Here is a 21,741-nt window from a genome sequence, read left to right as displayed (position 1 = left end):
GGAGCGCGGGCGCGAAGCCCGCCTCTTCTTCTCTTCTTGTCTCCGGCGGGGCTCAGGCGTGGGAGTGCTGCGAGTGCGACACCTCTGCCTGCGCCTCTCCCGGCAGATCGACCATCGGCCCCGTGCCGCTGTAGCGGTCCAGCGCGAGGTAGATCGCCGGCGTGATGTACAGCGTGATCACCTGCGAGAAGATCAGCCCGCCCACCACGGCCACGCCCAGCGGCTGCCGCAGCTCGGCGCCGGCGCCCAGGCCCAGCGCGAGTGGCAACGCGCCCATGAGCGCGGCCAGCGTGGTCATCAGGATCGGGCGGAAGCGCAGCCGGCAGGCTTCGCGGATGGCATCGACCGGCTTCATGCCCTCGGTGCGCTGCGCTTCCAGGGCGAAGTCGATCATCATGATCGCGTTCTTCTTCACGATGCCGATCAAGAGCAGGATGCCGATGGTCGCGATCAGCGTGAGGTCGAAGCCGAAGATCTTCAGCGAGATCAGCGCGCCCACCGCGGCCGAGGGCAGGCCCGCCAGGATGGTGATGGGGTGGATGTAGCTCTCGTAGAGCACGCCCAGCAGCACGTAGATGACCAGCACCGCCAGCACCAGCAGCACGGCCTGGCTCGACTGCGAGCTCTGGAACACCGCCGCATCGCCGCCGTAGGTGGTGATGATCGACGCGGGCATCTTCAGCTCTTCCTTGAAGCGGTCGATCTTCGCGGTCGCGTTGCCCAGGGGCACGTCGGGCGCGAGGTTGAACGACACCGTCACCGCCTGCAGCTGGCCCTGGTGGTTCACCGCGGTGGGCCCGACGGTGCGCTTGACGGTCGAGAAGGCCGACAGCGGCACCAGCTTGCCGGTGGTGCTGCGCACCGACAGGCGCGAAACGTCTTCCTCGAACTGGCGGTCGTTGTCGGCAGCCGAGAGGATCACCTGATAGGTGTTGCTCGCGCCGTAGATGCTGCCGATCTGGCGGTCGCCGTACGCGTTGTACAGCGCAGTGCGCAGGTCGCCCACCGCCACGCCGAGCACGCCGGCCTTGTCGCGATCGATGTCTAGCGTGGCCTGCAGGCCGCGGTTCTGCGAGTCGCTGGTGACGTCGCGGAAGTCGGGGTCGGCGCGCATGCGCTCCATGAGCCGCGTGGCCCACGGCACCATCTCGCCCGCGTTCACGCTCTGCAGCGTGTACTGGAAGCGCGCCTTGCTCTGGCGTCCGCCCAGGCGCAGGTTCTGCACCGGCTGCATGTACACGGCGATGCCCGGGATCTCGCGGAAGCGCTGGCGCAGCGATTCGAGCACCTTCGACATCTGCGGGCGCTCGCCGCGCGGCTTGAGCACCGCGAACAGGCGGCCGGAATTCTGCGTGGCCGTGGGCCCGCCCACGCCGACGAAGGAGCTCACGTAGTCGACGCTCGGGTCGTCCTTGAGCGCGGCGGCCACGCGGTCCTGCAGCGCCTTCATGGCGGTGAAGGAGATGTCTTCGGCCGCCTCGGTGGTGATCTGGATCTGGCCGATGTCTTCCTCGGGGAAGAAGCCCTTGGGGATGGTCGCGAACAGCCAGCCGGTGATGACGAAGGTGAGCGCCGCCATCAGAAGCATCACCTTGCGGTGACCCAGCGTCCAGTCCAGCGTGCTCATGTAGGTCGCATGCACCTTGCGGTAGCCGCGCTCGAAGGCACGGCCGATGGCGGTGCCGGGCTCGGGGTGCTCTTCCTCGTGGTCGAGCGCGCCTTCCTTGCGCGGCACCTGCTTGAGCAGCCGGCTCGCGAGCATCGGCACCAGCGTGAGCGACACCACGGCCGACACCAGCACCGCCAGCGCCACCACCACCGCGAACTCGTGGAACAGCAGGCCGATCACGCCCGGCATGAAGAAGATCGGGATGAACACGGCCACCAGCGAGATCGAGATCGACACGATGGTGAAGCCCACCTCGCGCGCACCACGCAGCGCGGCGGCGAACGGGTCCATGCCTTTCTCGACGTAGCGCATGATGTTTTCCAGCACCACGATCGCGTCGTCCACCACCAGGCCCACCGCGAGCGTGATGCCCAGCAGCGAGATGTTGTCGAGGCTGTAGCCGAAGGCGTAGAGCAGCGCCACCGCGCCGATCAGCGAAATCGGGATGGTCGCGGCCGGAATGAGCGTGGCCACCAGCCGGTGCAGGAACAGGAAGATCACCAGCACCACCAGCGCGATCGTGCCCAGCAGCGTGAGCTGCACGTCGTGCACCGCCTCGCGGATGGAGATGGAGCGGTCGTTCACCATCTGGATCTCGACCGACTGCGGCAGCTCCGCCTTGAAGCGCGGGATCAGCGCACGCACGGCATCGACCACCTGCACGGTGTTGGCGTTGGGCTGGCGCTGCACGGCCAGCGAGATGGAGTCCTGTCCGTTGAAGCTGCTGGCGGTCTTCACCGATTCGAAGCTGTCCTCGATGGTCGCCACCTCGTCGAGCCGCACCGGCGAGCCGTTGCGCTGGCCGACGATCAGCTTGGCGAAATCGGCCGCCTTCATGAGCTGGCGGTTGGCCTGGATGGTGAGCGTCTGGCGCGGGCCGTCGAGCACGCCGACCGGCGTGTTGGCGTTGGCCGTGTTCACCGCCTTGGCCAGCTCGTCGAGCGTGATGTTGCGCGCGTTGAGCAAATCGGCGTTGGCCTTGATGCGCACCGCGAAGGCCTTGCGCCCGTACACACCCACCTGCGCCACGCCGTCGATGGTCGAGAGCGTGGGCGAGATGAGGTTCTCGGCGTAATCGTTGAGCTCCGACGGGTTCATCGACGGCGAGATCAGCGCGATGAACAGCACCGGCGCGTCGGCCGGATTCACCTTGCGGTACGAAGGCAGCTGCGTCAGCTCCTGCGGCAGCTGGCGCTGGGCGCGCAGCAGCGCGGCCTGCACGTCGACGGCGGCGGCGTCGATGTCGCGGCTGCTGACGAATTCGAGCGTGAGCGAAGTCACGCCCTGCGTGTTCACCGAGCTGATGGTCTGCAGGCCCGGGATGGTCGAGAACTGCTTTTCCAGCGGCAGCGCCACCGAGGACGCCATGGTGTCCGGGCTGGCGCCGGGCAGCTGCGCGTTGACGTTGATGACCGGCGTGTTGTAGCTGGGCAGCGCGGCGACGGGGATGCTGAAGTACGCGAAGATGCCGATGACCACCACGGCGGCGGACAGCAGCACCGTCATCGCCGGACGGCGGATGCAGAGTTCCGAGATGTTCATCGGACGACCTCCGCGCTTCGCGCTGCGGCATTCGCCTTGGGAGCGGCCCGGCGGCTCATGCGCGTTCCTGCCGCGGCGGCTTGGCGTCGGTGCCGTCGGAAGACGCGGCGCTGCCGGGCGTGACTCCCGTCGTGCCGTTGGAAGGCGCGCCCGGCGCACCCGGGGCGACGGCCGGCGCCTTCTCGTCCACGCGCACCTTGCCGCCCGGGCGCACGTTCTGGCTGCCCTCGATCACCACCTGCTCGCCGGGCTCGATGCCGCTCACCGCCACCTGCGTGCCGAAGGTGTGCAGCGCCTTCACCTTGCGGCGCGTGGCGGTCTTGGCCTGATCGACCACGTAGAGCGAGGCGCCGTCGGACAGCATCATCAGCGCCGCGGCCGGCACCACCGTGGCGCCGCCGAGCGTGCGCACCGTGATGCGCGTGGCCACGAACTGCCCCGGCCACAGGCTCTGGTCGGCATTGGCGAACACGGCCTTGGCGCGCACGGTGCCAATCGTCGGATCGACGGTGTTGTCGACGAAGTCGAGCGTGCCGTTCAGCGGCTCCTTGCGGCCGGGAACGACGGCCTCGACCTTCGAGCGCGAGCGCGCGGCCTCCAGCAGGTCCTGCAGGTTGGCCTCGGGCACGGGGAAGCTCACGGCGATCGGGTCGAGCTGCGTGACGGTCACCAGCGACAGCGTCGGCTGCACCAGCGTGCCCGGGTAGATGTTGACCGCGCCGATGCGTCCGGCAATGGGCGCGCGCAGCGTGGCATAGCCCAGCGCCACCTGCGCCGACTGCACGGCCGCGCGGTCGGCCGCCACGGCGGCGCGCTGCGCCTCGAGCTGCGAGAGCGTGGCGTCGGCCGCGCTCTTGGCGATGAAGTTCTGCGCCACCAGCTCCTGGCTGCGCCTGTACTGGCGCTCGAGGTCGGCCATCGTGGCCTCGTCCTTCTGCTGCTGCGCCTTCGCGCGAGCCAGGTTGGCCTGGTCGTTGCGGTCGTCGAGCGAGAAGAGCAGCTGGCCGGCCTTGACGAACTGGCCCTCCTTCACGTGCACCGCGCTCACCGTGTTGGTCACCTGCGGGCGCAGGTCGACGCTGTTGAGTGACACCACGCTGCCGTTGACCTGCACGGTCACCGGAACGTCCTGCTTCTTCGCCGTGGCCAGCGTCACCAGCGCGGGCGCGCCGCCGCCGGCCGCAGCGCCGCCCTTGGCGTTCGGGGCCTTGGCATTCTGCGTGGCGGACCTGTCTCCGGACATGCTCCACCACCCGCCAGCGACGGCTACGATCAACACGCCCGCGAGGGCGACGGCGACATTTTTCTTCATGGGTTCTTGTGCACTTTGGGCTGACACCGACTATTGGATCAGCGGCCGACTCCTGGTGATCATGGGGCCCGTAAAGAAATGTAAAGCAGGTCAACCGAAAGTCGCACTACTCGCTGTGCCGGCCGGGGCGAACAGGGGCCCCTCGCTAAAATCGCCGGTCCACAGCCTCTGGATAAACCCCATGAACCGCTGCAAGAAACAATCCACGAATGCTCTCACTTTCATAGCGGCTTGCACAGCAACCATTGCTGCTGCAGTCCTTTTCCCGGCGGCCGCCAGCGCACAGGACGAAGTCCCCCGCCCCCAGACCCAGAACGAGTCGCTCCTGGGCGGCCGCGTCTTCCCCGTGGGCACCCTGCGCGGCAAGTTCATGGTGACCAACGCGCCCGACGTCGAGCTCGACGGCAAGCCCGACCGCCTGGGCGCCGGCGCGCGCATCCGCAGCGGCCAGAACATGCTGGTGATGCCCGGGGCCATCATCGGCCAGAAGTACCTCGTCAACTACACGCGCGACGCCGCCGGCCTGCTGCGCGAGGTGTGGATCCTCACGCCCGACGAAGCCACCGCCAGCCGCGAATCGCTGAACAAGCCGTTCCTGAACGTCTGGCCGTTCACCTCGAACGACACCCTCAACACGCAGTAAGCAAGCAAGAAGACGGCCGGCGCGGCAGGTTCCCGCGCGCCCGGCCGCCGTGCCCCCGCTTCGAGCAGGTGGCCACGAGAGAGAGTTCCCCATGAAAAAAGTATTCATCAAGACCTTCGGCTGCCAGATGAACGAGTACGACTCGGACAAGATGGCCGACGTGCTCAACGCCGCCCAGGGCTACGAGCCCACCCAGAACGTCGACGAGGCCGACCTCATCCTGTTCAACACCTGCTCCGTGCGTGAGAAGGCGCAGGAAAAGGTGTTCTCCGACCTCGGCCGCGTGAAGCACCTGAAGGCCAGGGGCGTGAAGATCGGCGTGGGCGGCTGCGTGGCCAGCCAGGAGGGCGAGGCCATCATCGCGCGTGCACCTTATGTCGACATCGTGTTCGGCCCGCAGACCCTGCACCGCCTGCCCGAGATGCTGAACGACCGCGAGCGCCTGGACCGCCCACAGGTGGACATCAGCTTCCCCGAGATCGAGAAGTTCGACCACCTGCCGCCCGCGCGCGTCGAAGGCGCCACCGCCTTCGTGTCGATCATGGAAGGCTGCTCCAAGTACTGCAGCTACTGCGTGGTGCCCTACACCCGCGGCGAGGAGGTGAACCGCCCGCTCGACGACGTGCTGGTCGAGATCGCCGGCCTGGCCGACCAGGGCGTGCGCGAGATCACGCTGCTGGGCCAGAACGTGAATGCCTACCGCGGCAGGATGGGCGACACGTCGGAGATCGCCGATTTCGCGCTGCTCATCGAATACATCGCCGAGATCCCCGGCATCGAGCGCATCCGCTACACCACCAGCCACCCGAACGAGTTCACGCCGCGCCTGATCGAGGCCTACGCGAAGGTGCCGCAGCTCGTGAGCCACCTGCACCTGCCGGTGCAGCACGGCAGCGACCGCATCCTGATGGCGATGAAGCGCGGCTACACCGCCATGGAATACAAGAGCACGGTGCGCAAGCTGCGCGCCATCCGCCCCGAGTTGGCGCTCAGCAGCGACTTCATCGTCGGCTTCCCCGGCGAGACCGAGGACGACTTCAACAAGATGATGAAGCTCATCGACGACTGCCAGTTCGACGCCAGCTTCAGCTTCATCTTCAGCCCGCGCCCCGGCACGCCCGCCGCCGCGCTGCACGACGACACGCCGCATGAAGCGAAGCTCGCGCGGCTGCACACGCTGCAGGCCGTGATCGACGCCAACGTGAAGCGCTTCGGCCAGGCGCTGGTCGGCACCACGCAGCGCGTGCTGGTGGAAGGTACCTCGCGCAGGGATGCGAACGAGCTCATGGGCCGCACCGTCTGCAACCGCGTCGTCAACTTCGAAGGCGACGCCCGGCTGGTCGGCCAGATGATCGACCTGCGCATCACCCGCTCGCTGGCCTACACGCTGCGCGGCGAAGTGGTGACGAACGAATCGCCGATGGCGCTCGCCCACCACTGATGGCGAAGCGACCGTCCATACGGGGCTCGTTCCAGCAGCTCCTGCTCTTCGCCTTCCTGCTGATCACCGCGCTGCTGGTGGGCGTGGCGCTGCGCTCGGTGCTGCAGTACGACGCGCTCATGACCCAGAGCCGCGACGCGGCCGCGCGCGCGCTGCGCCTGTCGGGCGCCTCCCAGTCGCTGGCCGAGCGCAGCGCGGCCATGGAGCGCGCCGGGCGCCAGTCGCTGGTGCTGAACGACGCCGTGCTGCGCCGCCGCTTCGACGACGCCGCGCGCGAGGCGCACCAGGTGCTCGAGCGCCTGGAGAAGAACGGCCTGCCGCCCGCCGGCATCGACATGTGGCGCACGCAGCTCGGCGTGATCGAGGGCCTGATGAGCGGCAGCGCCGACAGCGCCCTGGCCCGCGAGAGCACGATGGCGATGCAGTTCCGCGAGCTCGACGCGCTCAACACCAACATCGCGCAGCAGGCGCAGTTCCTCATCGAGACGCAGAACGACGCGCTGGCCAGGCGCATCGAGAACGCGCGCCGCCGGCTGATGCGCGAGGTGGTGGCCGCCAGCGTGCTGGCCGCGGTGCTGGCGCTGGCCTTCGGCATCTGGCTGGCGCGGCCCTTCAAGCGGCTGGAGCAGGCCATCGTCGGACTCGGGCAGAACCGGCTCGACGAGCCGATCGACATCCGCGGCCCGGCCGACGTGCGTCGCGTGTCGCAGCAGCTCGAATGGCTGCGGCTGCGCCTGACCGAACTCGACGCCGACAAGGCGCGCTTCCTGCGCCACGTGTCGCACGAGCTGAAGACGCCGCTGGCCGCGCTGCGCGAGGGTGTGTCGCTGCTGGAAGACGGCGTGACCGGCCCGCTGAACCCGGCGCAGCTCGAAGTCGCGCAGATCCTGAACCAGAACACCGTGTCGCTGCAGGGCCAGATCGAGGCGCTGCTGCGCTTCAACGCCGCGGCCTTCGAGGCGCGCGAGCTGCGCCGCGAGCGCACCGAGCTGCTGCCGCTGATCGAGGAACAGATCGAGGCCCAGCGCCTGCAGTGGCAGTCGCATGGGCTGCGGGTGCGGGCCGAGGGCGACCCCGTCACGGTCACGGTCGACCGCGCCAAGCTCGGCACCGCCATTGCCAACCTGCTGAGCAACGCCATCCGCTTTTCGGTAACCGGCGGTGTCATCACGCTGGCCGTGTCGCAGACGCCCGAGGCGGTGCACATCGACGTGAACGACGCCGGGCCGGGCATCGCCGAGGGGGATCGCGACCGGATCTTCGAACCCTTCTTCCGCGGCGAGCGCCAGCCCGAACACACCGTGAAGGGCACGGGCATCGGACTTTCCATCGTGCAGGAGTACATTGCAGCCCACGGGGGCCGCATCACCCTGCAGCCCGGCGGTCCAGGTGCCCGCTTCCGCATCGAACTGCCGCGCACGGCCTGACCGCCCCGGCACCCCTCTCCAGATACTGTCCGACCGCCTCGCGTCCTTTCTTCGACCCATGTCTTTTCCGTTCGTCCGCCGTTCCTCCTTCGCCGGGGCGATGACCGTGCCTTTCGTCCTGCTGCTGGCCGCCTGCGCCTCGCAGCCCAAGCCGCCCGCGGAGGCCGATGCGCTGCCGCCGCCGCCGGTCGTGCCGCGCGTGATGCCGGTGGAGGCCGAGCCCAAGGCGCCGGCCACGCAGCCTGCCGCGTCGCTGTTCACGACGATGCTGCAGGGGCCGGTGTCCTCGATGCTGTCGTACGCCGACAAGGTGCGCCCGCTCAGCGGCGCCGACCTCAGCGCGGAGATCGCCCGCGTGGGCGACCCCGGCGACTCGCCCACGGCGCAGATGCAGCTGGCGCTGCTGCTCTCGCAGACCCGCGTGCCGGCCGATCTGGCGCGCGCGCTGGGCCTGCTGCAGCGCGTGATCTCCAACCCCGCGCCCGAGGCGCAGGCGCTGCAGCCGCTGGCACGCGCGCTGGCCGCGCGCTACGTGGAGCAGCGCCGCGTCGAGGACGACCGCGACAAGCAGGTGCAGGCGCTGCGCGACAGCCAGCGCCGCATCGACCAGCTCAACGACCGCATCGAAGCGCTGCGCGCCATCGAGCGCAGCTTTGCGCGGCCCAACAACAACCCGGCACCGGCCATGCCGGCCGCGCCGCCCAGCGCCAAGCCCAATCAATGAGTGCAGCGCCGGCCCGCACCAGGCAAGCCCGCACCGCAGTGCGAAGCACGGAGGTTTTTCGATGAGTACTACCGGCGCCCGCCTCCTCGTGGTCGATGACGACCCGGACATGCTGCGGCTGCTGTCGATGCGGCTGAGCTCGGCGGGCTACCAGGTCACGGCCGTCACCTCGGCCGAGACCGCGCTCACGCAGCTCGAGATCGAGCATCCGCAGCTGGTGCTGAGCGACGTTCGCCTGCCCGGGCGCGACGGCCTGCAGCTCTTCGACGAGATCCGCAAGCGCCATCCCTCGCTGCCGGTGATCCTGCTGACCGCGCACGGCACCATTCCCGACGCGGTCGAGGCCACGGCGCGCGGCGTCTTCACCTATCTCACCAAGCCCTACGACGGGCGCGAACTGCTCGACAAGATCGCGCAGGCGCTGGCGCTCGGCGCCCCCGCCGCCACGCCGAGCAAGGCCGGCGACGACAGCTGGCGCTCCGAGATCGTGAGTCGCAGCAACCGCATGGCCGAGCTGCTGGCCGAGGCGCGCATGGTCGCCAAGTCGGACGCCTCGGTGCTGCTGCGCGGCGACTCCGGCGCCGGCAAGGAAATGCTGGCGCGCGCCATCCACAAGGCCAGCGCGCGCGCCGACAAGCCCTTCGTGGCGGTCAACTGCGGCGCCATCCCCGAGGCGCTGCTCGAGTCGGAGCTCTTCGGCCACATGAAGGGCGCCTTCACCGACGCCCACGCCAATCACAAGGGCCTGTTCCAGCAGGCCGACGGCGGCACGCTGCTGCTCGACGAAATCGGCGACATGCCGCCCGCCCTGCAGGTCAAGCTGCTGCGCGTGCTGCAGGAGCGCGCGGTGCGGCCGCTGGGCGCGAGCCAGTCGATCCAGGTCGACGTGCGCATCGTCTCGGCCACGCACCGCGACCTCGACGCCGCAATGGAAGCCGGCCAGTTCCGCGAGGACCTGTATTACCGGCTGAACGTGGTGACGCTCACGCTGCCACCGCTGTCGGCGCGCCGGGAAGACATTCCGCTCTTGGCCAACCACTTCCTGCAGCGCCTGTCGACCAAGTACGGCAAGCGGCTCTCGGGCTTCGCGCCCGAAGCGCTGAAGGCGCTGACCATGGCCGCCTGGCCGGGCAACGTGCGACAGCTCTACAACGTGGTGGAGCAGGTCTGCGCGCTGTCGAGCTCGCCGCTGATTCCGCTGGCGCTGGTGCAGCGGGCGCTGCGCGTGCCGACGGTGGAGGTGCAGACCTACGCCGAGGCCAAGCAGCGTTTCGAGCGCGACTACCTCGTCGGCCTGCTGAAACTGACGGACGGCAACGTGGCCGACGCGGCCCGCCTGGCCGACCGCAATCGCACCGAGTTCTATCGGCTGCTGCAGAAGCACGAACTCACTCCCGGGCACTTCAAGGCCGACGCTGTCGCTGGGGGCAGCGACGCTGTCGCCGAGTAGCGACGCTGCTAAGTCGTTGATTTATATGACCTATCCCTACCCGCCCTCACGGCTTGTCGGGATTCGGCGACAAAAACAGGGGTTTTGAGGCCATCCGGCGGCCCCACCCCCCGAAAAACACCTTCAGATCGCTCCAAGTCGTTGATCTGAAAGCATTTTTTCAGCCTGGCACAGGGTTTGCCCCTGTACCGGCATGACAGCACTTACCAGCCCATCTTTCGCACTGCGCCAGCAGCGCGACGGCCTGCGTCAAAAGCAGTTTTCCCCCTCGCGGCCCCGCGCCGCGGGCCATTCGCTGGCCGCGCTCGCAAGCGCCGGCGGCGCTGAACCGGATTGCGTGATCAAGCGCTTTCCTGCCATTGGCGACACCCCTTCCCTCGACAAGCAACGTTGGTAAACCACATGAAGCCGAACGACTTCTCCCAACTGAATGTGCTGGCCGATACCGATTTCTCGCGCCGCAGCCCGGTTCGCGAAGAACGCCATCCCAACTCGGTCACCGCCCCCCCGGTCAACCGCGGCTCCATGACGCCCCGCCCCTGGCGCGGTTTCTGGAACAGCCTCGGCACCGCCGCGCTGGTCAAGCTCGGCGCGGGCCGTGACGCCGAAGCCGGCGCTCACCCCGCCAACGAAACGAAGCAGCCCTGGCAGCGCGCCGCCGCCCGCCGCCGCTTCGCCTTCATGATGCTCACGCTGCTGAGCACCGTGATCGCGTCGTCGCTCTTCGCCAGCGTGCAGCCCGACTACGACAACCTCTGGCTCGAATACGGCCAGATCGGCCTGTACGGCCTGCTCTCGGGCTGGGTCGTGACCGGCTTCGTGACCGCGCTCATGGGCTTCTACGTTTCCGTGCGCGGCGACAAGCACTCCCTCTCGGCGAAGCAGGTGGCCAACCACCCGATGAACCCCGAGGCACGCACGGCAATCATCATGCCGATCTGCAACGAGGACGTGGCCACCGTGTTCGCCGGCCTGCGCGCCACCTGCGAATCGGTCGCGGCCACCGGCCACGCGAAGCAGTTCGACGTGTTCGTGCTGTCCGACAGCTACAACCCCGAGACCGCCGCCGCCGAGCGCGCCGCCTGGGAAGATCTGCGCGCCGCGCTGGCCGAGAGCCCGAACCAGCCGCAGGTCGAGGTCTACTACCGCCTGCGCACCCGCCGCACGCACCGCAAGGCCGGCAACGTGGCCGACTTCTGCCGCCGCTGGGGCAAGGACTACCGCTACATGGTCGTGCTCGACGCCGACTCGGTGATGAGCGGCGACTGCCTGACCTCGATGGTCAAGCTGATGGAAGCCAACCCCACCGCCGGCATCATCCAGACCGCGACGCAGGCCATCGGCCACGTCACGCTGCACGCACGCGCACAGCAGTTCGCCTCGCGCGTCACCGGCCGCCTTTTCACGCTGGGCATGCAGTTCTGGCAACTGGGCGAGTCACACTACTGGGGCCACAACGCGATCATCCGCGTCGAGCCCTTCATGAAGCACTGCGCGCTGGCCCCGATCAAGGGCACCGGCGGCATGTCGGGCGGCATCATGTCGCACGACTTCGTCGAAGCCGCGCTGATGCGCCGCGCCGGCTACCACGTGTGGCTGGTGTCCGACCTGGTCGGCAGCTACGAGCAGCAACCGCCGGACCTGCTGGCCGAACTGCAGCGCGACCGCCGCTGGTGCCAGGGCAACCTGCAGAACGCCCGCCTGATGGCCGAGCCCGGCATCCATTCGGTCCACCGCGCGATGTTCGTGACCGGCACCATGGCTTATGTCTCGGCCCCGCTGTGGCTCGCGTTCCTGACGCTGGGCACGGCCCTGTGGCTGAGCGGCTCGAGCCTGGTCTCCAGCTGGAGCGTGCTGCCCGCCGAACTGGCCGGCCTGTGGGTCTGGACCCTTTGCCTGCTGTTCCTGCCGCGCGTGCTCGGCATCGCCGCCGTGCTGATGCGCGGCGAGCAGCGCCAATACGGTGGCCTGTGGGGCCTGGTGAAGAGCTCGGTGATGGAAGCCGGCCTGGCCATCGTTCAGGCACCAGTGCGCATGCTGGCTCATTCGCTCTTCGTGCTGGTCGCCCTCACCGGCATCAAGCTCGACTGGAAGTCGCCCCCGCGTGAAGCCGCCGCCGTGCCGTGGAAGGTCGCTGCCTCGCAGCTGGCGCCCATGACGCTGGTGATCGCGATGCTGGCCGTCGGCGTCGCCATGATCGACCCGAGCGCGCTGGTCTGGCTCATGCCCGTCGGCCTGCCGCTGCTGCTGGCGATCCCGCTGACCGTGCTGACCAGCCAGATCGCTCTGGGCACCACGCTGCGCGACCGCGGCTACCTGCTGATTCCCGAGGAATCGCGCTCGCCGGCCGTGCTGCGCCGCGCATGGATGCACGCGCTGCGCCTGGCTCGCCCGGCAGCGCTGGCCACCGCCTGATGCGCTGAAGCAATCGCCCCCGAAGGAAGCCGGCCACTGCGCCGGCTTTTTTCATGGCGCGTAGCCAGGGCCTGTTCGCACTATTTCCGGGGTCGCGTTGGTACTCCAACCCTGCGGGAAGGGCAGCCAGGGCGGGCCACTCGGCGTTGCGCTCCTAGCGTGTGCGCATGCACACGCGTCGTCACGCGCCTTGATTGGCCCGCCCTGGCTGCCCTTCGCGACCCCGGAAATAGTGCGAACAGGCCCTAGAATCGCCAACTCCTTTTTTCATCCACCCACGGATCCCTTCGATCCACAGGAGCGCCAAGTGCCCCGTCTCGCCGTCATCACTCTCTGACGCCGACAATGCCGCTTCATTGCCGGTCATGTCGGGCGCCAAGCTGCGCTTTCCGCTGACCGCAATCCGTTCCCCAGCTTTCCAGCTTCGCTCCCGCACGTTGTCGGTTCTTCCTGGTTTCCATCCGGAGAACAAACGTGTTTCCCCTTTCTTCTTCTCTTTCATCGATCCCGCTGCTCAAGTACCCGCGTACTGCGCACCTGGAAGGCTCCCGGCTGCAGGCCGGTGACAGCGACGACGGCCAGACGCCGCTGTCGGAACTGCAAGGCATGCACGTCGTCATCGAGGAAAAGCTCGATGGCGCCAATGCAGCCGTGTCGTTCACTTCCGCAGGCGAACTGCTTCTGCAGTCGCGCGGGCACTACCTCGCGGGCGGTGCTGGCGAGCGGCAGTTCAACCTGTTCAAGCACTGGGCCGCCGCACATGAAGCGGCGCTGCTGGAGCGGCTCGAAGACCGCTACGTGATGTACGGCGAATGGTGCTTCGCCAAGCACAGCTGCTGGTACGACCGGCTGCCGGCCTTCTTCCTGGAGTTCGACATCTACGACCGGCAGTCGCAGTGCTTTCTCTCGACACCGGCGCGGCATGCGCTGCTCGAAGGCAGCCCCGTGCTGCCGGTGCCCGTGCTCTACGAAGGCGAGATGCCCCGCAGCGCGAAGGCATTGCAGGCGCTTGTGAAGCCCTCGCTGGCGCGCAGCACGGACTGGAAGCCCGCCTTCGAAGCCGCCGTGGCACAGGAAGGCCAGCCGCTCGATCTCGTTCGGCAGCAGACCGACCTGTCCGATCTTGCCGAGGGCCTGTACCTCAAGACCGAATCGGACGGCCAGGTGACCGGCCGCTACAAGTGGGTGCGCCCGGATTTCGTCCAGACCATCCTCGACTCGGGCTCGCACCACAGCCGCCGGCCGGTGCTGCCCAACCAGCTGGCGCCGGGCGTGGATCTCTACGCACCGACGCCGCAGCTGACCTGGCAGGACCTGGGCCTGCGCACCCTGCGCGATCCGGCCGAACTGACGACCACAAGGAGGAAGCAATGAACTTCGACGATCTCCGCGCCCTGGTGCCCGAACCCGGCAAGGACGCCGACTGGGCGCAATGCTGCGAACTGCTGCCGGCCCTGCTGCGCCTCGAAGAGACGCCGCAAGACCCGTACTACCACGCCGAAGGCAACGTCGGCATCCACACGCGCATGGTGCTCGACGCGCTGATGCAGGACGAGCACTACCGCCGCGCCGACGCCGACGGCCGCTTCGTGCTGTTCATGGCCTGCCTGCTGCACGACATCGCCAAGCCAGACACCACGGTGATCGACGAGGCCAGCGGCCGCATCGGCCAGCCCGGCCACTCGCGCCGGGGCGCGGTCGACGTGCGCGTGCTGATGTGGAAGGCCCGCGTGCCTTTTGCGCTGCGCGAGGCGGTGTGCCGGATCATCGCGGTGCACCAGGTGCCGTTCCATGCCTTCGCCTCGCGCAAGGGCGTGCGGCCCGAGTGGCTGGTGCACAAGCTCTCATGGGAGCTGAGCCTGCCCGACCTGTGCTGCGTGGCGCGCTGCGACATGCTCGGGCGCCACTACGAGAAGCGCGCGGACAGCATGGCCGACATCGCGCTCTTCGAACAGCTGGCACAGGAGGAGGGCTGCTGGGAAGGCCCGCGGAAGATGGCAGACGCCCACACGCGCCTGGCCTACTTCCGCGGCGCCGACACCAGCCCCGACTACCCGCTGTTCCAGAACGCCGGATCGCAGGTGACGGTGATGTGCGGGCTGCCTGCCAGCGGCAAGAACCACTGGGTGGCGCAGCATCGAAAGGGCTGGCCGGTGGTGTCCTTCGACGATGCGCGCGCCGAGCTCGGCCTCAAGCACGGCGAGAACGACGGGCTCGCCGCGCATCACGCGGTCGACCAGGCGAAGGCGCTGCTGCGCAGGCAGGAGCGCTTCGTCTGGAACGCCACGCACCTGAGCCAGCAGATGCGCACCAAGACGCTCGACCTGCTGTGGGCCTACCACGCGCACATCGAATTGGTGTACCTGGAAGTGCCCCATTCGGAGCTGATGCGCCGCAACCGCGAGCGCGACACCACGCTGTCGAACGCGGGCATCGAGCGCATGCTGCACCGCTGGGAACTGCCGGCGCCGGTGGAGGCGCACGAAACGGTATACGAGGTCCAGACCTGAAGGAAGCGCAGACCTGAAAAGCAGAAGGCCCGCCGGTTCACCCCGGCGGGCCTTCTTATATATATATGCGTGCGTGCGGCGCCTGTTCAGAACGGCAGCTTCGGGCCGCCAGGGCCGCCCATTCCGCCCAGGCCCTTCATGCCGCCCATGCGCTTCATCATCTTCATGAGGCCGCCGCCCTTCATCTTCTTCATCATGCCCTGCATCTGCTCGAACTCGTTGAGCAGGCGGTTCACTTCCTGGACCTGAACACCGGCGCCGGCGGCGATGCGGCGCTTGCGCGTGGCCTTCAGCAGCTCGGGCTTGCGGCGCTCCAGCGGCGTCATGCTGTTGATGATGCCTTCCTTGCGGCGGATGTCGCGCTCGGCGCGGCTCAGGTCGGCCTCGCTGGCCTTGGCGGCCATCTGGGTGGGCAGCTTGTCCATCAGGCTGGAGAGGCCGCCCATCTGCTTCATCTGCTGCAGCTGGCCGAGGAAGTCGTTGAGGTCGAAGCCCGCGCCGCTCTTGACCTTGGCAGCGAGCTTCTGCGCCGCCGCCACGTCGACGCCGGCCGTGACCTGCTCGACCAGCGCGACGATGTCGCCCATGCCCAAAATGCGGCCCGCATGGCGCTCGGCGTCGAACACCTCCAGGCCGTCGATCTTCTCGCTCACGCCCGCGAACTTGATCGGCACGCCCGTCACCTGGCGCACCGACAGCGCCGCGCCGCCGCGCGAATCGCCGTCGGTCTTGGTCAGGATGATGCCGGTGAGCGGCAGCGCCTCCTTGAAGGCCTTGGCGGTGTTGATCGCGTCCTGGCCCTGCATGGCATCGACCACGAAGAGCGTTTCGACCGGGTCGAGCGCAGCGTGCAGCTGCTTGATTTCGGCCATCAGCACTTCGTCGATGGCCAGGCGGCCGGCCGTGTCGACCAGCAGCACGTCGAAATAGTGGCGCTTGGCGTGGTCGAGCGCGGCGCGCGCGATGTCCAGCGGCTTCTGGTCGGGCGTGCTCGGAAACCACTCGGCACCGGCCTGCTTGGTGACGGTCTTCAGCTGCTCGATGGCGGCGGGGCGGTAGACGTCGCCCGACACGGTGAGCACCTTCTTCTTGCGCTTCTCGATCAGGTGCTTGGCGAGCTTGGCGGTGGTGGTGGTCTTGCCGGCGCCCTGCAGGCCGGCCATGAGGATCACCGCCGGCGGCTGGGCCGCGAGGTTGATGTCGGACACGCCCTCGCCCATGGTGGCGGCGAGTTCGCGGTTGACGATGCCCACCAGCGCCTGGCCCGGCTTGAGCGAGCCCAGCACTTCCTGGCCGAGGGCCTTTTCCTTCACGCGGGCGACAAAGTCGCGCACCACGGGCAGGGCCACGTCGGCTTCCAGCAGCGCCATGCGCACCTCGCGCAGCATGTCCTGCACGTTGCTTTCGGTGATGCGGGCCTGGCCGCTCATCGTCTTGACGAGGCGGGAGAACTTTTCTGTGAGGGCGGTGGCCATGAGGGGGATGCCTTGCTGCCCGCTATGGCGCGGGCCGGATGAGAAGCCTGGGAGACGGGAAAGAACTTGAAGCCGGGCGCCGGGAACGCAATAGCGAGACGCTAAACTCCGGCCGATGATTTTAGCGATCCCCTCCCCGCTCGGCGTGGCTCTGGGCATCGCCACCGCGGTTGCCTACGGTTTTGTCGCCGCCGCCGGCGCCAGATTCAGCCGCCAATCGACCCAATGGACGCTCGGGATCGCATGGCTGCTGCACGCCGCGGCCCTCGCCCATGGTCTCGTCGGCAGCGAGCCGCGCTTCGGTTTCGCGCCGGCACTGTCGGTCACGGCGTGGCTGGTGCTCACCGTCTACGCGGTCGAAAGCCGCATGTATCCCCAGCTGAAGGTGCGGCGCGCGCTCGCCTGGCTGGGCGCGGCCGCAGTGCTGCTGGCCATCCTGTTTCCCGGCACGCCGCTGCACGTGACGGCATCGCCATGGCTGCCGCTGCACCTGGCGCTGGGCATCGCCTCCTACGGCCTGTTCGGCGCCGCGGTGGTGCATGCCTGGCTGATCACCCGCGCCGAAAAGCAGATCCGCCTGGCCGCTGCCGTCGAGCCGCAGGGCGGCGTGCCGCTGCTCACGCTCGAGCGGCTCACCTTCCGCTTCGTCACCGCCGGCTTCGTGCTGCTGTCGGCCACGCTGCTGGCGGGCCTGCTGTTCAGCGAGCAGCTGTACGGCGCCGCCGGACGCGTCTGGAAGTGGGACCACAAGACCATCTTCTCGGTGCTCGCCTGGATCAGCTTCGCGATCCTGCTGATCGGCCGGGCCCGCTTCGGCTGGCGCGGCCGCACGGCGCGCCGCGTGCTCTACGCCGGCTCGGCGCTGCTGCTGCTGGCCTACGTGGGTTCGCGCTTCGTGCTCGAAGTGGTTCTCGCGCGCCCTCCCGTCTGAAATGAAATACCTCCTCGTCCTCGCGGTGCTCTGGGTCGCGATCTGGCTCTGGCGCAAGAACCGGCGCGAAGAAATGCGCGACGCCATGCGCGAGCGCGCGGCCAAGGCGCAGCAACAGCAGCAGCGCACGGCGGCCGGCACGCCGCAGGCGATGGTGCGCTGCGCCCACTGCGGGCTGCACCTGCCCGCGACCGAGGCCATCGCCGGCCCCGGCGGCGCGGTCTACTGCAGCACCGCGCACCGCGAAGCCGCCGCCCGGCAATGAGCACGCCCCTCTGGTCGCGCGGCGAGCCGGTCACCGACTGGGACGTGCTCGACCAGGGCCCCGGCGAGACCACGGCGCTGGGCCGGCTCTGGCGCGGCTTCATGGGCGCGCGCTGCTTCGTCGCGCTGGTGCTGGTGCTGCTGCAGGGCGTGGCCTTCGCGATCGGCCAGACGATGCAGGCTGCGGCCATCGGCATCTCGGCGCTCTACCTCGTCGCGGCCTGGCTGGGCATGCGCTACACGGCCTTCAAGCCGCCGATCCGCGGCTTCACGCCGCTGTGGCTGCTGACCATCGGCATCGACCTGGCGGCCTTCACCGCCTTGCAGGTGCTGCAGGGCGGCAACGTCAACTACACGCCGCTGTTCGCGCTGCCGGTGCTCATGAGCGCGGTGCTGGGCACCATGATCGTGAGCCTGGGCACCTCCGCCACCGTCACGCTGCTGCTCCTGGCCGATGCGGGCTGGCACTGGCTGCAGCAGTCGGGCGACTCGTCGCCGCGTTTCGTGCAGGCGGCGCTCACGGGCACCGGCTTCTTCGTGGTGGCGCTGCTCGCGCACGAGATGGCCCGCCGCCTGGCCCGCGAAGAGGCGGTGGCGCAGCGCAACCGCAGCAGCGCGCAGATGCAGGCACAGGTCAACGACCTGGTGATCGAGACGCTGAGCGAAGGCGTGCTGGTGATCGATGCCGAAGGCCTGGTGCATGCGGCCAACCCGGCGGCCGACGCCATCCTCGGCCAGGGGCTGGCGAAGCTGACGCTGCCGTTCCCGCTGCACGCCCAGCCGGCCTGGCATGCGCTGGCGGCGCTGGCGCGCCAGACCTTCGCGCGGCGGGCGCCGCAGTCGGAGGAAATCCCCGTGGCGCAGGCGCGAGGCGCGGCGCGCGAGGTGCGCGTGCGCACGCGGCTCACGCCCACCAGCGAGAAGCGCGCCGACAGCCTTTGCGTGATGTTCCTGCAGGACCTGCGCGAACTCGAGGCCCGCATCCGCACCGAGAAGCTGGCGGCGATGGGCCGCATGTCGGCGGCCGTGGCGCACGAGATCCGCAACCCGCTGGCCGCCATCACGCAGGCCAGCGCGCTGCTCAGCGAAGACCTGACCGACCCCGCGCACCGCAAGCTCACGAGCATGGTGCAGCACAACGCCCAGCGCCTCGCGCGCATCGTGGACGACGTGCTCGACGTCTCCCGCGCGCGCCAGCAGCGCGTGCTCTCCCTGGGCGAGCAGCTGGTGCTCGACCCGGCCGTGCAGGCGCTGGCCGAGGAATGGGTGCGCCAGACCCAGCGCAAGGGCGTGCTGGTGTCGCTCGACGCGGCCAACTGCGACGTGCGCTTCGACGCCGAGCACCTGCGCCGCCTGATCGTGAACCTGCTGGACAACGCATCGCGCTACGCCAGCACGCGCGAAGGCGCGATCCAGGTGCTGACCGCGCAGCAGCGCAGCGGCAGCAACCGCCCGAGCCTGATGGTGTGGAGCGACGGCGCGCCGCTGGAACCGGCGGTGCAGCGGCACCTTTTCGAGCCCTTCTTTTCTTCCGAGAGCCGCTCCAGCGGGCTGGGCCTGTTCCTCTGCCGCGAGCTGTGCCGGCGGCACGGCGCCACCATCGGCTACGAGCGGCGCGCGCTGGTGCCGGGCGGGGCCGAGGGCAACGAATTCTTCGTCAGCTTCGCCGCCAGCGAAAACCGGCTGACACAATAGCGCCGTGAGCACCCCGACCTCTTCCACCCAGCGCCCGGCGCAGATCCTGGTCATCGACGACGAGCCCGACCTGCGCACGCTCTACGAGCTGACGCTGTTGCGCGAGGGCTATCGCGTCGAGGCTGCGGGCAGCGTGTCCGAAGCCTGGCAGCACCTGGAAGCCGGCCGCTTCGACGCGGTGATCACCGACATGCGGCTGCCCGACGGGCAGGGCATGGAGATCATCCACCGCATCCAGAAGGACCAGCGCAGCGAGCGCTGCGTGGTGATGACCGCCTATGGCTCCGCCGAGAACGCGGTCGAGGCGCTGAAGGCCGGCGCCTTCGACTATCTCACCAAGCCGGTCGACCTCAAGCAGTTTCGCGCGGTCGTGGCGTCCGCCGTGCAGGCGCGGACGGCGCCTCAGCCGGCGGTCAAGCCTGCTCAGGCGGCGCCCGCGAGCAGCAACAACAGTGCGGCATCCGAGGCGGCGACCACGTCCGGCACCGGCATCGCCGCGCTCGACCGCCTCGTGGGCGAGTCGGAGCCGATGCGCCTGGTCAAGTCGCGCATCGCCAAGGTGGCGCGCGGCATGGCGCCGGTGCTGGTGCGCGGCGAATCGGGCACCGGCAAGGAACTGGTCGCGCGCGCGGTGCATGCCTGCAGCCAGCGCAGCGAAGGCCCCTTCGTCGCGGTGAACTGCGGCGCGATTCCCGAAAACCTGCTCGAGGCAGAATTCTTCGGCGCGAAGAAGGGCTCCTACACCGGCTCGTCGCAGGACCGCGACGGCTACTTCCAGGCCGCGCGCGGCGGTACGCTGTTCCTCGACGAAATCGGCGACCTGCCGCTGGCCATGCAGTCGAAACTGCTGCGCGCGATCCAGGAGCGCAGCGTGCGCTCGATCGGCTCGACGCAGGAAGACGCGGTCGACGTGCGCATCGTGAGCGCCACCCACAAGGACCTGCACGCCGAAGTGCAGGCCGGCCGTTTCCGGCAAGACCTTTTCTACCGCCTCAACGTGATCGAGATCGCGGTGCCCGCGCTGCGCGACCGCCGCGAGGACCTGCCCGCGCTGTGCAACGCGCTGCTCTCGCGCATCGCGCAGGACGGCGGGCTGCCGGTGCCGCACCTGTCCGACGACCTGCTGCGCCGCCTCGCGCAGCATCCGCTGAACGGCAACGTGCGCGAGCTCGAGAACCTGCTGCACCGCGCGGTGGCGCTGAACGACGGCGACGAACTGCATCTCGACCTGATGGGCGGCTTCACGGCCGCGGCCGAAGCCGCGGCATCCGCGCCGGCTGCGCTGTCGCCGGCTGCGGATGCTCCCCTCGCCCCGGCGGCTGCACAGCCGATCGCCGCGCCGGTCGCGCCTGCGAAGGCCGCACCTCCGCCGCTGCCCTCCGACCTGCAGGCCTACCTCGACCAGCAGGAGCGCGAGATTCTCGTGCGCGCGCTGCACGAGAGCGGCTTCAACCGCACCGCGGCCGCCGCGCGCCTCGGCATGAGCCTGCGCCAGATCCGCTACCGCATCGCGCGGCTGGGCATTACCACGCCCAACGGCGACGACGGCGCGAGCAGCAGCAATGCCGACGACTGAAGAAGCCCCGGCCGAAGACGGACTCTGGCAGGCCGGCTGGTACCGCTTCGCAAAGGCCCTGCCCTCGCCCAACTTCGGGCCCCGGCCGCAGGGCGCGCAGATCGACCTCATCGTGCTGCACTCGATCAGCCTGCCGCCCGGCGAATACGGCGGCGACGCGGTGCAAAAGCTCTTCACCAACCAGTTGGACTGGGACGCGCATCCCTATTTCCAGTCGATCCGCGGGCTGGAGGTTTCGTCGCATTTCTTCGTGCGGCGCAACGGCGAACTCTGGCAGTTCGTGAGCTGCGACGATCGCGCCTGGCACGCCGGCGTGTCGTCGTGGCGCGGCCGCGGCAACTGCAACGACGACTCCATCGGCATCGAGCTCGAGGGCCTCGAAGGAGGCCTCTTCGAGGAGCCGCAATACGAGACGCTCGCGAGCGTGTGCGCCGCCATCGCGCAGCACTTTCCGGTCGCCCACATCGCGGGGCACGAGCACATCGCGCCGGGCCGCAAGCAGGACCCCGGCGCGGGCTTCGACTGGCGCCTGCTGCGCGAACAGCTGGGCTGGAATCCACAGATGTTTCCCGAGCAGCTCAGGCGGCTCTAATTTTTTCAATCGCGCGGCGCCTCGCGATGCGCCGTTCCCGCGGCGCAGCAATGCGAAAATCGCAAACGTGCGATG

General features: G+C 68.9%; 18 protein-coding genes. 14 read left to right on the top strand and 4 right to left on the bottom strand.

Annotation, left to right across the window (positions count from 1 at the left end):
* Positions 1-52: 52 nt before the first annotated feature.
* Both FHT32_RS28320 and FHT32_RS28315 read right to left on the bottom strand, forming a co-directional pair.
* On the bottom strand, positions 53-3,211 hold the full coding sequence (locus FHT32_RS28320) for an efflux RND transporter permease subunit (RefSeq protein ID WP_176667877.1): 3,159 nt from the start codon (positions 3,209-3,211) through the stop codon (positions 53-55).
* Between the two features lie 55 nt (positions 3,212-3,266).
* Positions 3,267-4,523 carry an efflux RND transporter periplasmic adaptor subunit gene (locus FHT32_RS28315; RefSeq protein ID WP_371132263.1) on the bottom strand — a complete coding sequence of 419 codons (1,257 nt, stop codon included), beginning with the start codon at positions 4,521-4,523 and terminating at the stop codon, positions 3,267-3,269.
* 346 nt (positions 4,524-4,869) lie between these two features.
* Here FHT32_RS28315 and FHT32_RS35150 point away from each other — a divergent pair, with 346 nt between their 5' ends.
* From FHT32_RS35150 to mdoH, 7 genes are all read left to right on the top strand, one after another.
* Positions 4,870-5,166 (top strand): hypothetical protein, encoded by a 297-nt coding sequence (locus FHT32_RS35150; RefSeq protein WP_256099191.1) that lies wholly within the window; start codon positions 4,870-4,872, stop codon positions 5,164-5,166.
* Between the two features lie 91 nt (positions 5,167-5,257).
* On the top strand, positions 5,258-6,607 hold the full coding sequence (gene miaB / locus FHT32_RS28305) for a tRNA (N6-isopentenyl adenosine(37)-C2)-methylthiotransferase MiaB (RefSeq protein ID WP_176667875.1): 1,350 nt from the start codon (positions 5,258-5,260) through the stop codon (positions 6,605-6,607).
* Positions 6,607-8,034 (top strand): sensor histidine kinase KdpD, encoded by a 1,428-nt coding sequence (locus FHT32_RS28300; protein WP_176667874.1) that lies wholly within the window; start codon positions 6,607-6,609, stop codon positions 8,032-8,034. Before miaB ends, FHT32_RS28300 begins: the two co-directional genes overlap by 1 nt.
* 58 nt (positions 8,035-8,092) lie before the next feature.
* Positions 8,093-8,758: a hypothetical protein gene (locus FHT32_RS28295; protein ID WP_176667873.1), complete on the top strand. Its 666-nt coding sequence runs from the start codon at positions 8,093-8,095 to the stop codon at positions 8,756-8,758.
* 61 nt (positions 8,759-8,819) lie between these two features.
* Positions 8,820-10,208 (top strand): sigma 54-interacting transcriptional regulator, encoded by a 1,389-nt coding sequence (locus FHT32_RS28290; protein WP_176667872.1) that lies wholly within the window; start codon positions 8,820-8,822, stop codon positions 10,206-10,208.
* Between the two features lie 193 nt (positions 10,209-10,401).
* Complete coding sequence (locus FHT32_RS28285) at positions 10,402-10,605, top strand: hypothetical protein (protein ID WP_093056182.1); 204 nt, start codon at positions 10,402-10,404, stop codon at positions 10,603-10,605.
* 5 nt (positions 10,606-10,610) lie between these two features.
* Positions 10,611-12,623, top strand: a complete 2,013-nt coding sequence (mdoH, locus tag FHT32_RS28280; protein WP_176667871.1) for a glucans biosynthesis glucosyltransferase MdoH — start codon at positions 10,611-10,613, stop codon at positions 12,621-12,623.
* A gap of 181 nt (positions 12,624-12,804) precedes the next feature.
* Here mdoH and FHT32_RS28275 read toward each other — a convergent pair whose 3' ends face one another.
* Complete coding sequence (locus FHT32_RS28275) at positions 12,805-13,125, bottom strand: hypothetical protein (RefSeq protein ID WP_176667870.1); 321 nt, start codon at positions 13,123-13,125, stop codon at positions 12,805-12,807.
* On the opposite strand from FHT32_RS28275, the gene FHT32_RS28270 reads away from it, so the two are divergent.
* Together FHT32_RS28270 and FHT32_RS28265 are read left to right on the top strand one after the other, a co-directional pair.
* Positions 13,098-13,997, top strand: coding sequence for an RNA ligase family protein (locus FHT32_RS28270; protein WP_176667869.1), 900 nt, complete (start codon positions 13,098-13,100; stop codon positions 13,995-13,997). The two genes, FHT32_RS28275 and FHT32_RS28270, sit on opposite strands and share 28 nt — an antisense overlap.
* Positions 13,994-15,133 carry an AAA family ATPase gene (locus tag FHT32_RS28265; protein WP_176667868.1) on the top strand — a complete coding sequence of 380 codons (1,140 nt, stop codon included), beginning with the start codon at positions 13,994-13,996 and terminating at the stop codon, positions 15,131-15,133. The genes FHT32_RS28270 and FHT32_RS28265 overlap by 4 nt, the downstream gene beginning before the upstream one ends.
* An 86-nt stretch (positions 15,134-15,219) precedes the next feature.
* Here the strand turns inward: FHT32_RS28265 and ffh are convergent, their stop codons facing one another.
* A complete protein-coding gene (gene ffh / locus FHT32_RS28260; protein ID WP_176667867.1) occupies positions 15,220-16,608 on the bottom strand; it encodes a signal recognition particle protein in 1,389 nt (462 codons plus the stop codon).
* Positions 16,609-16,723: 115 nt separating this feature from the next.
* Here ffh and FHT32_RS28255 point away from each other — a divergent pair, with 115 nt between their 5' ends.
* From FHT32_RS28255 to ampD, 5 genes are read left to right on the top strand one after another with little or no spacing between them, the layout of a single operon-like run.
* Positions 16,724-17,539 (top strand): inner membrane protein YpjD, encoded by an 816-nt coding sequence (locus FHT32_RS28255; RefSeq protein ID WP_176667866.1) that lies wholly within the window; start codon positions 16,724-16,726, stop codon positions 17,537-17,539.
* Position 17,540: 1 nt separating this feature from the next.
* The gene (locus tag FHT32_RS28250; protein WP_176667865.1) at positions 17,541-17,804 is read left to right on the top strand and encodes a PP0621 family protein; all 264 of its coding nucleotides are present in this window, start codon (positions 17,541-17,543) and stop codon (positions 17,802-17,804) included.
* Positions 17,801-19,498: a nitrogen regulation protein NR(II) gene (locus FHT32_RS28245; protein WP_176667864.1), complete on the top strand. Its 1,698-nt coding sequence runs from the start codon at positions 17,801-17,803 to the stop codon at positions 19,496-19,498. The genes FHT32_RS28250 and FHT32_RS28245 overlap by 4 nt, the downstream gene beginning before the upstream one ends.
* 4 nt (positions 19,499-19,502) lie before the next feature.
* The gene (locus FHT32_RS28240) at positions 19,503-21,074 is read left to right on the top strand and encodes a sigma-54 dependent transcriptional regulator (RefSeq protein WP_176667863.1); all 1,572 of its coding nucleotides are present in this window, start codon (positions 19,503-19,505) and stop codon (positions 21,072-21,074) included.
* Positions 21,061-21,666 (top strand): 1,6-anhydro-N-acetylmuramyl-L-alanine amidase AmpD, encoded by a 606-nt coding sequence (ampD, locus tag FHT32_RS28235; RefSeq protein ID WP_176667862.1) that lies wholly within the window; start codon positions 21,061-21,063, stop codon positions 21,664-21,666. The genes FHT32_RS28240 and ampD overlap by 14 nt, the downstream gene beginning before the upstream one ends.
* Positions 21,667-21,741 lie beyond the last annotated feature (75 nt).

Source organism: Variovorax sp. SG517 (assembly GCF_013376045.1).
In the GTDB taxonomy this organism is placed as follows: Bacteria; Pseudomonadota; Gammaproteobacteria; order Burkholderiales; family Burkholderiaceae_C; genus Variovorax.
Note: the sequence above shows the minus strand (reverse complement) of the source record. Positions and strands in the feature narration are given on the sequence as shown.

Excerpts from the sequence above, each read along its gene's own strand:
- FHT32_RS28245 (WP_176667864.1), top strand. The coding sequence starts at position 17,801 with ATGAGCACGCCCCTCTGGTCGCGCGGCGAGCCGGTCACCGACTGGGAC.
- FHT32_RS28285 (WP_093056182.1), top strand. The coding sequence starts at position 10,402 with ATGACAGCACTTACCAGCCCATCTTTCGCACTGCGCCAGCAGCGCGAC.
- mdoH (WP_176667871.1), top strand. The coding sequence starts at position 10,611 with ATGAAGCCGAACGACTTCTCCCAACTGAATGTGCTGGCCGATACCGAT.
- ffh (WP_176667867.1), bottom strand. The coding sequence starts at position 16,608 with ATGGCCACCGCCCTCACAGAAAAGTTCTCCCGCCTCGTCAAGACGATG.
- FHT32_RS28315 (WP_371132263.1), bottom strand. The coding sequence starts at position 4,523 with ATGAAGAAAAATGTCGCCGTCGCCCTCGCGGGCGTGTTGATCGTAGCC.
- FHT32_RS28320 (WP_176667877.1), bottom strand. The coding sequence starts at position 3,211 with ATGAACATCTCGGAACTCTGCATCCGCCGTCCGGCGATGACGGTGCTG.
- miaB (WP_176667875.1), top strand. The coding sequence starts at position 5,258 with ATGAAAAAAGTATTCATCAAGACCTTCGGCTGCCAGATGAACGAGTAC.
- FHT32_RS28275 (WP_176667870.1), bottom strand. The coding sequence starts at position 13,125 with ATGAAAGAGAAGAAGAAAGGGGAAACACGTTTGTTCTCCGGATGGAAA.
- FHT32_RS28255 (WP_176667866.1), top strand. The coding sequence starts at position 16,724 with ATGATTTTAGCGATCCCCTCCCCGCTCGGCGTGGCTCTGGGCATCGCC.
- FHT32_RS28250 (WP_176667865.1), top strand. The coding sequence starts at position 17,541 with ATGAAATACCTCCTCGTCCTCGCGGTGCTCTGGGTCGCGATCTGGCTC.
- FHT32_RS28290 (WP_176667872.1), top strand. The coding sequence starts at position 8,820 with ATGAGTACTACCGGCGCCCGCCTCCTCGTGGTCGATGACGACCCGGAC.
- FHT32_RS28295 (WP_176667873.1), top strand. The coding sequence starts at position 8,093 with ATGTCTTTTCCGTTCGTCCGCCGTTCCTCCTTCGCCGGGGCGATGACC.
- ampD (WP_176667862.1), top strand. The coding sequence starts at position 21,061 with ATGCCGACGACTGAAGAAGCCCCGGCCGAAGACGGACTCTGGCAGGCC.
- FHT32_RS28300 (WP_176667874.1), top strand. The coding sequence starts at position 6,607 with ATGGCGAAGCGACCGTCCATACGGGGCTCGTTCCAGCAGCTCCTGCTC.
- FHT32_RS28265 (WP_176667868.1), top strand. The coding sequence starts at position 13,994 with ATGAACTTCGACGATCTCCGCGCCCTGGTGCCCGAACCCGGCAAGGAC.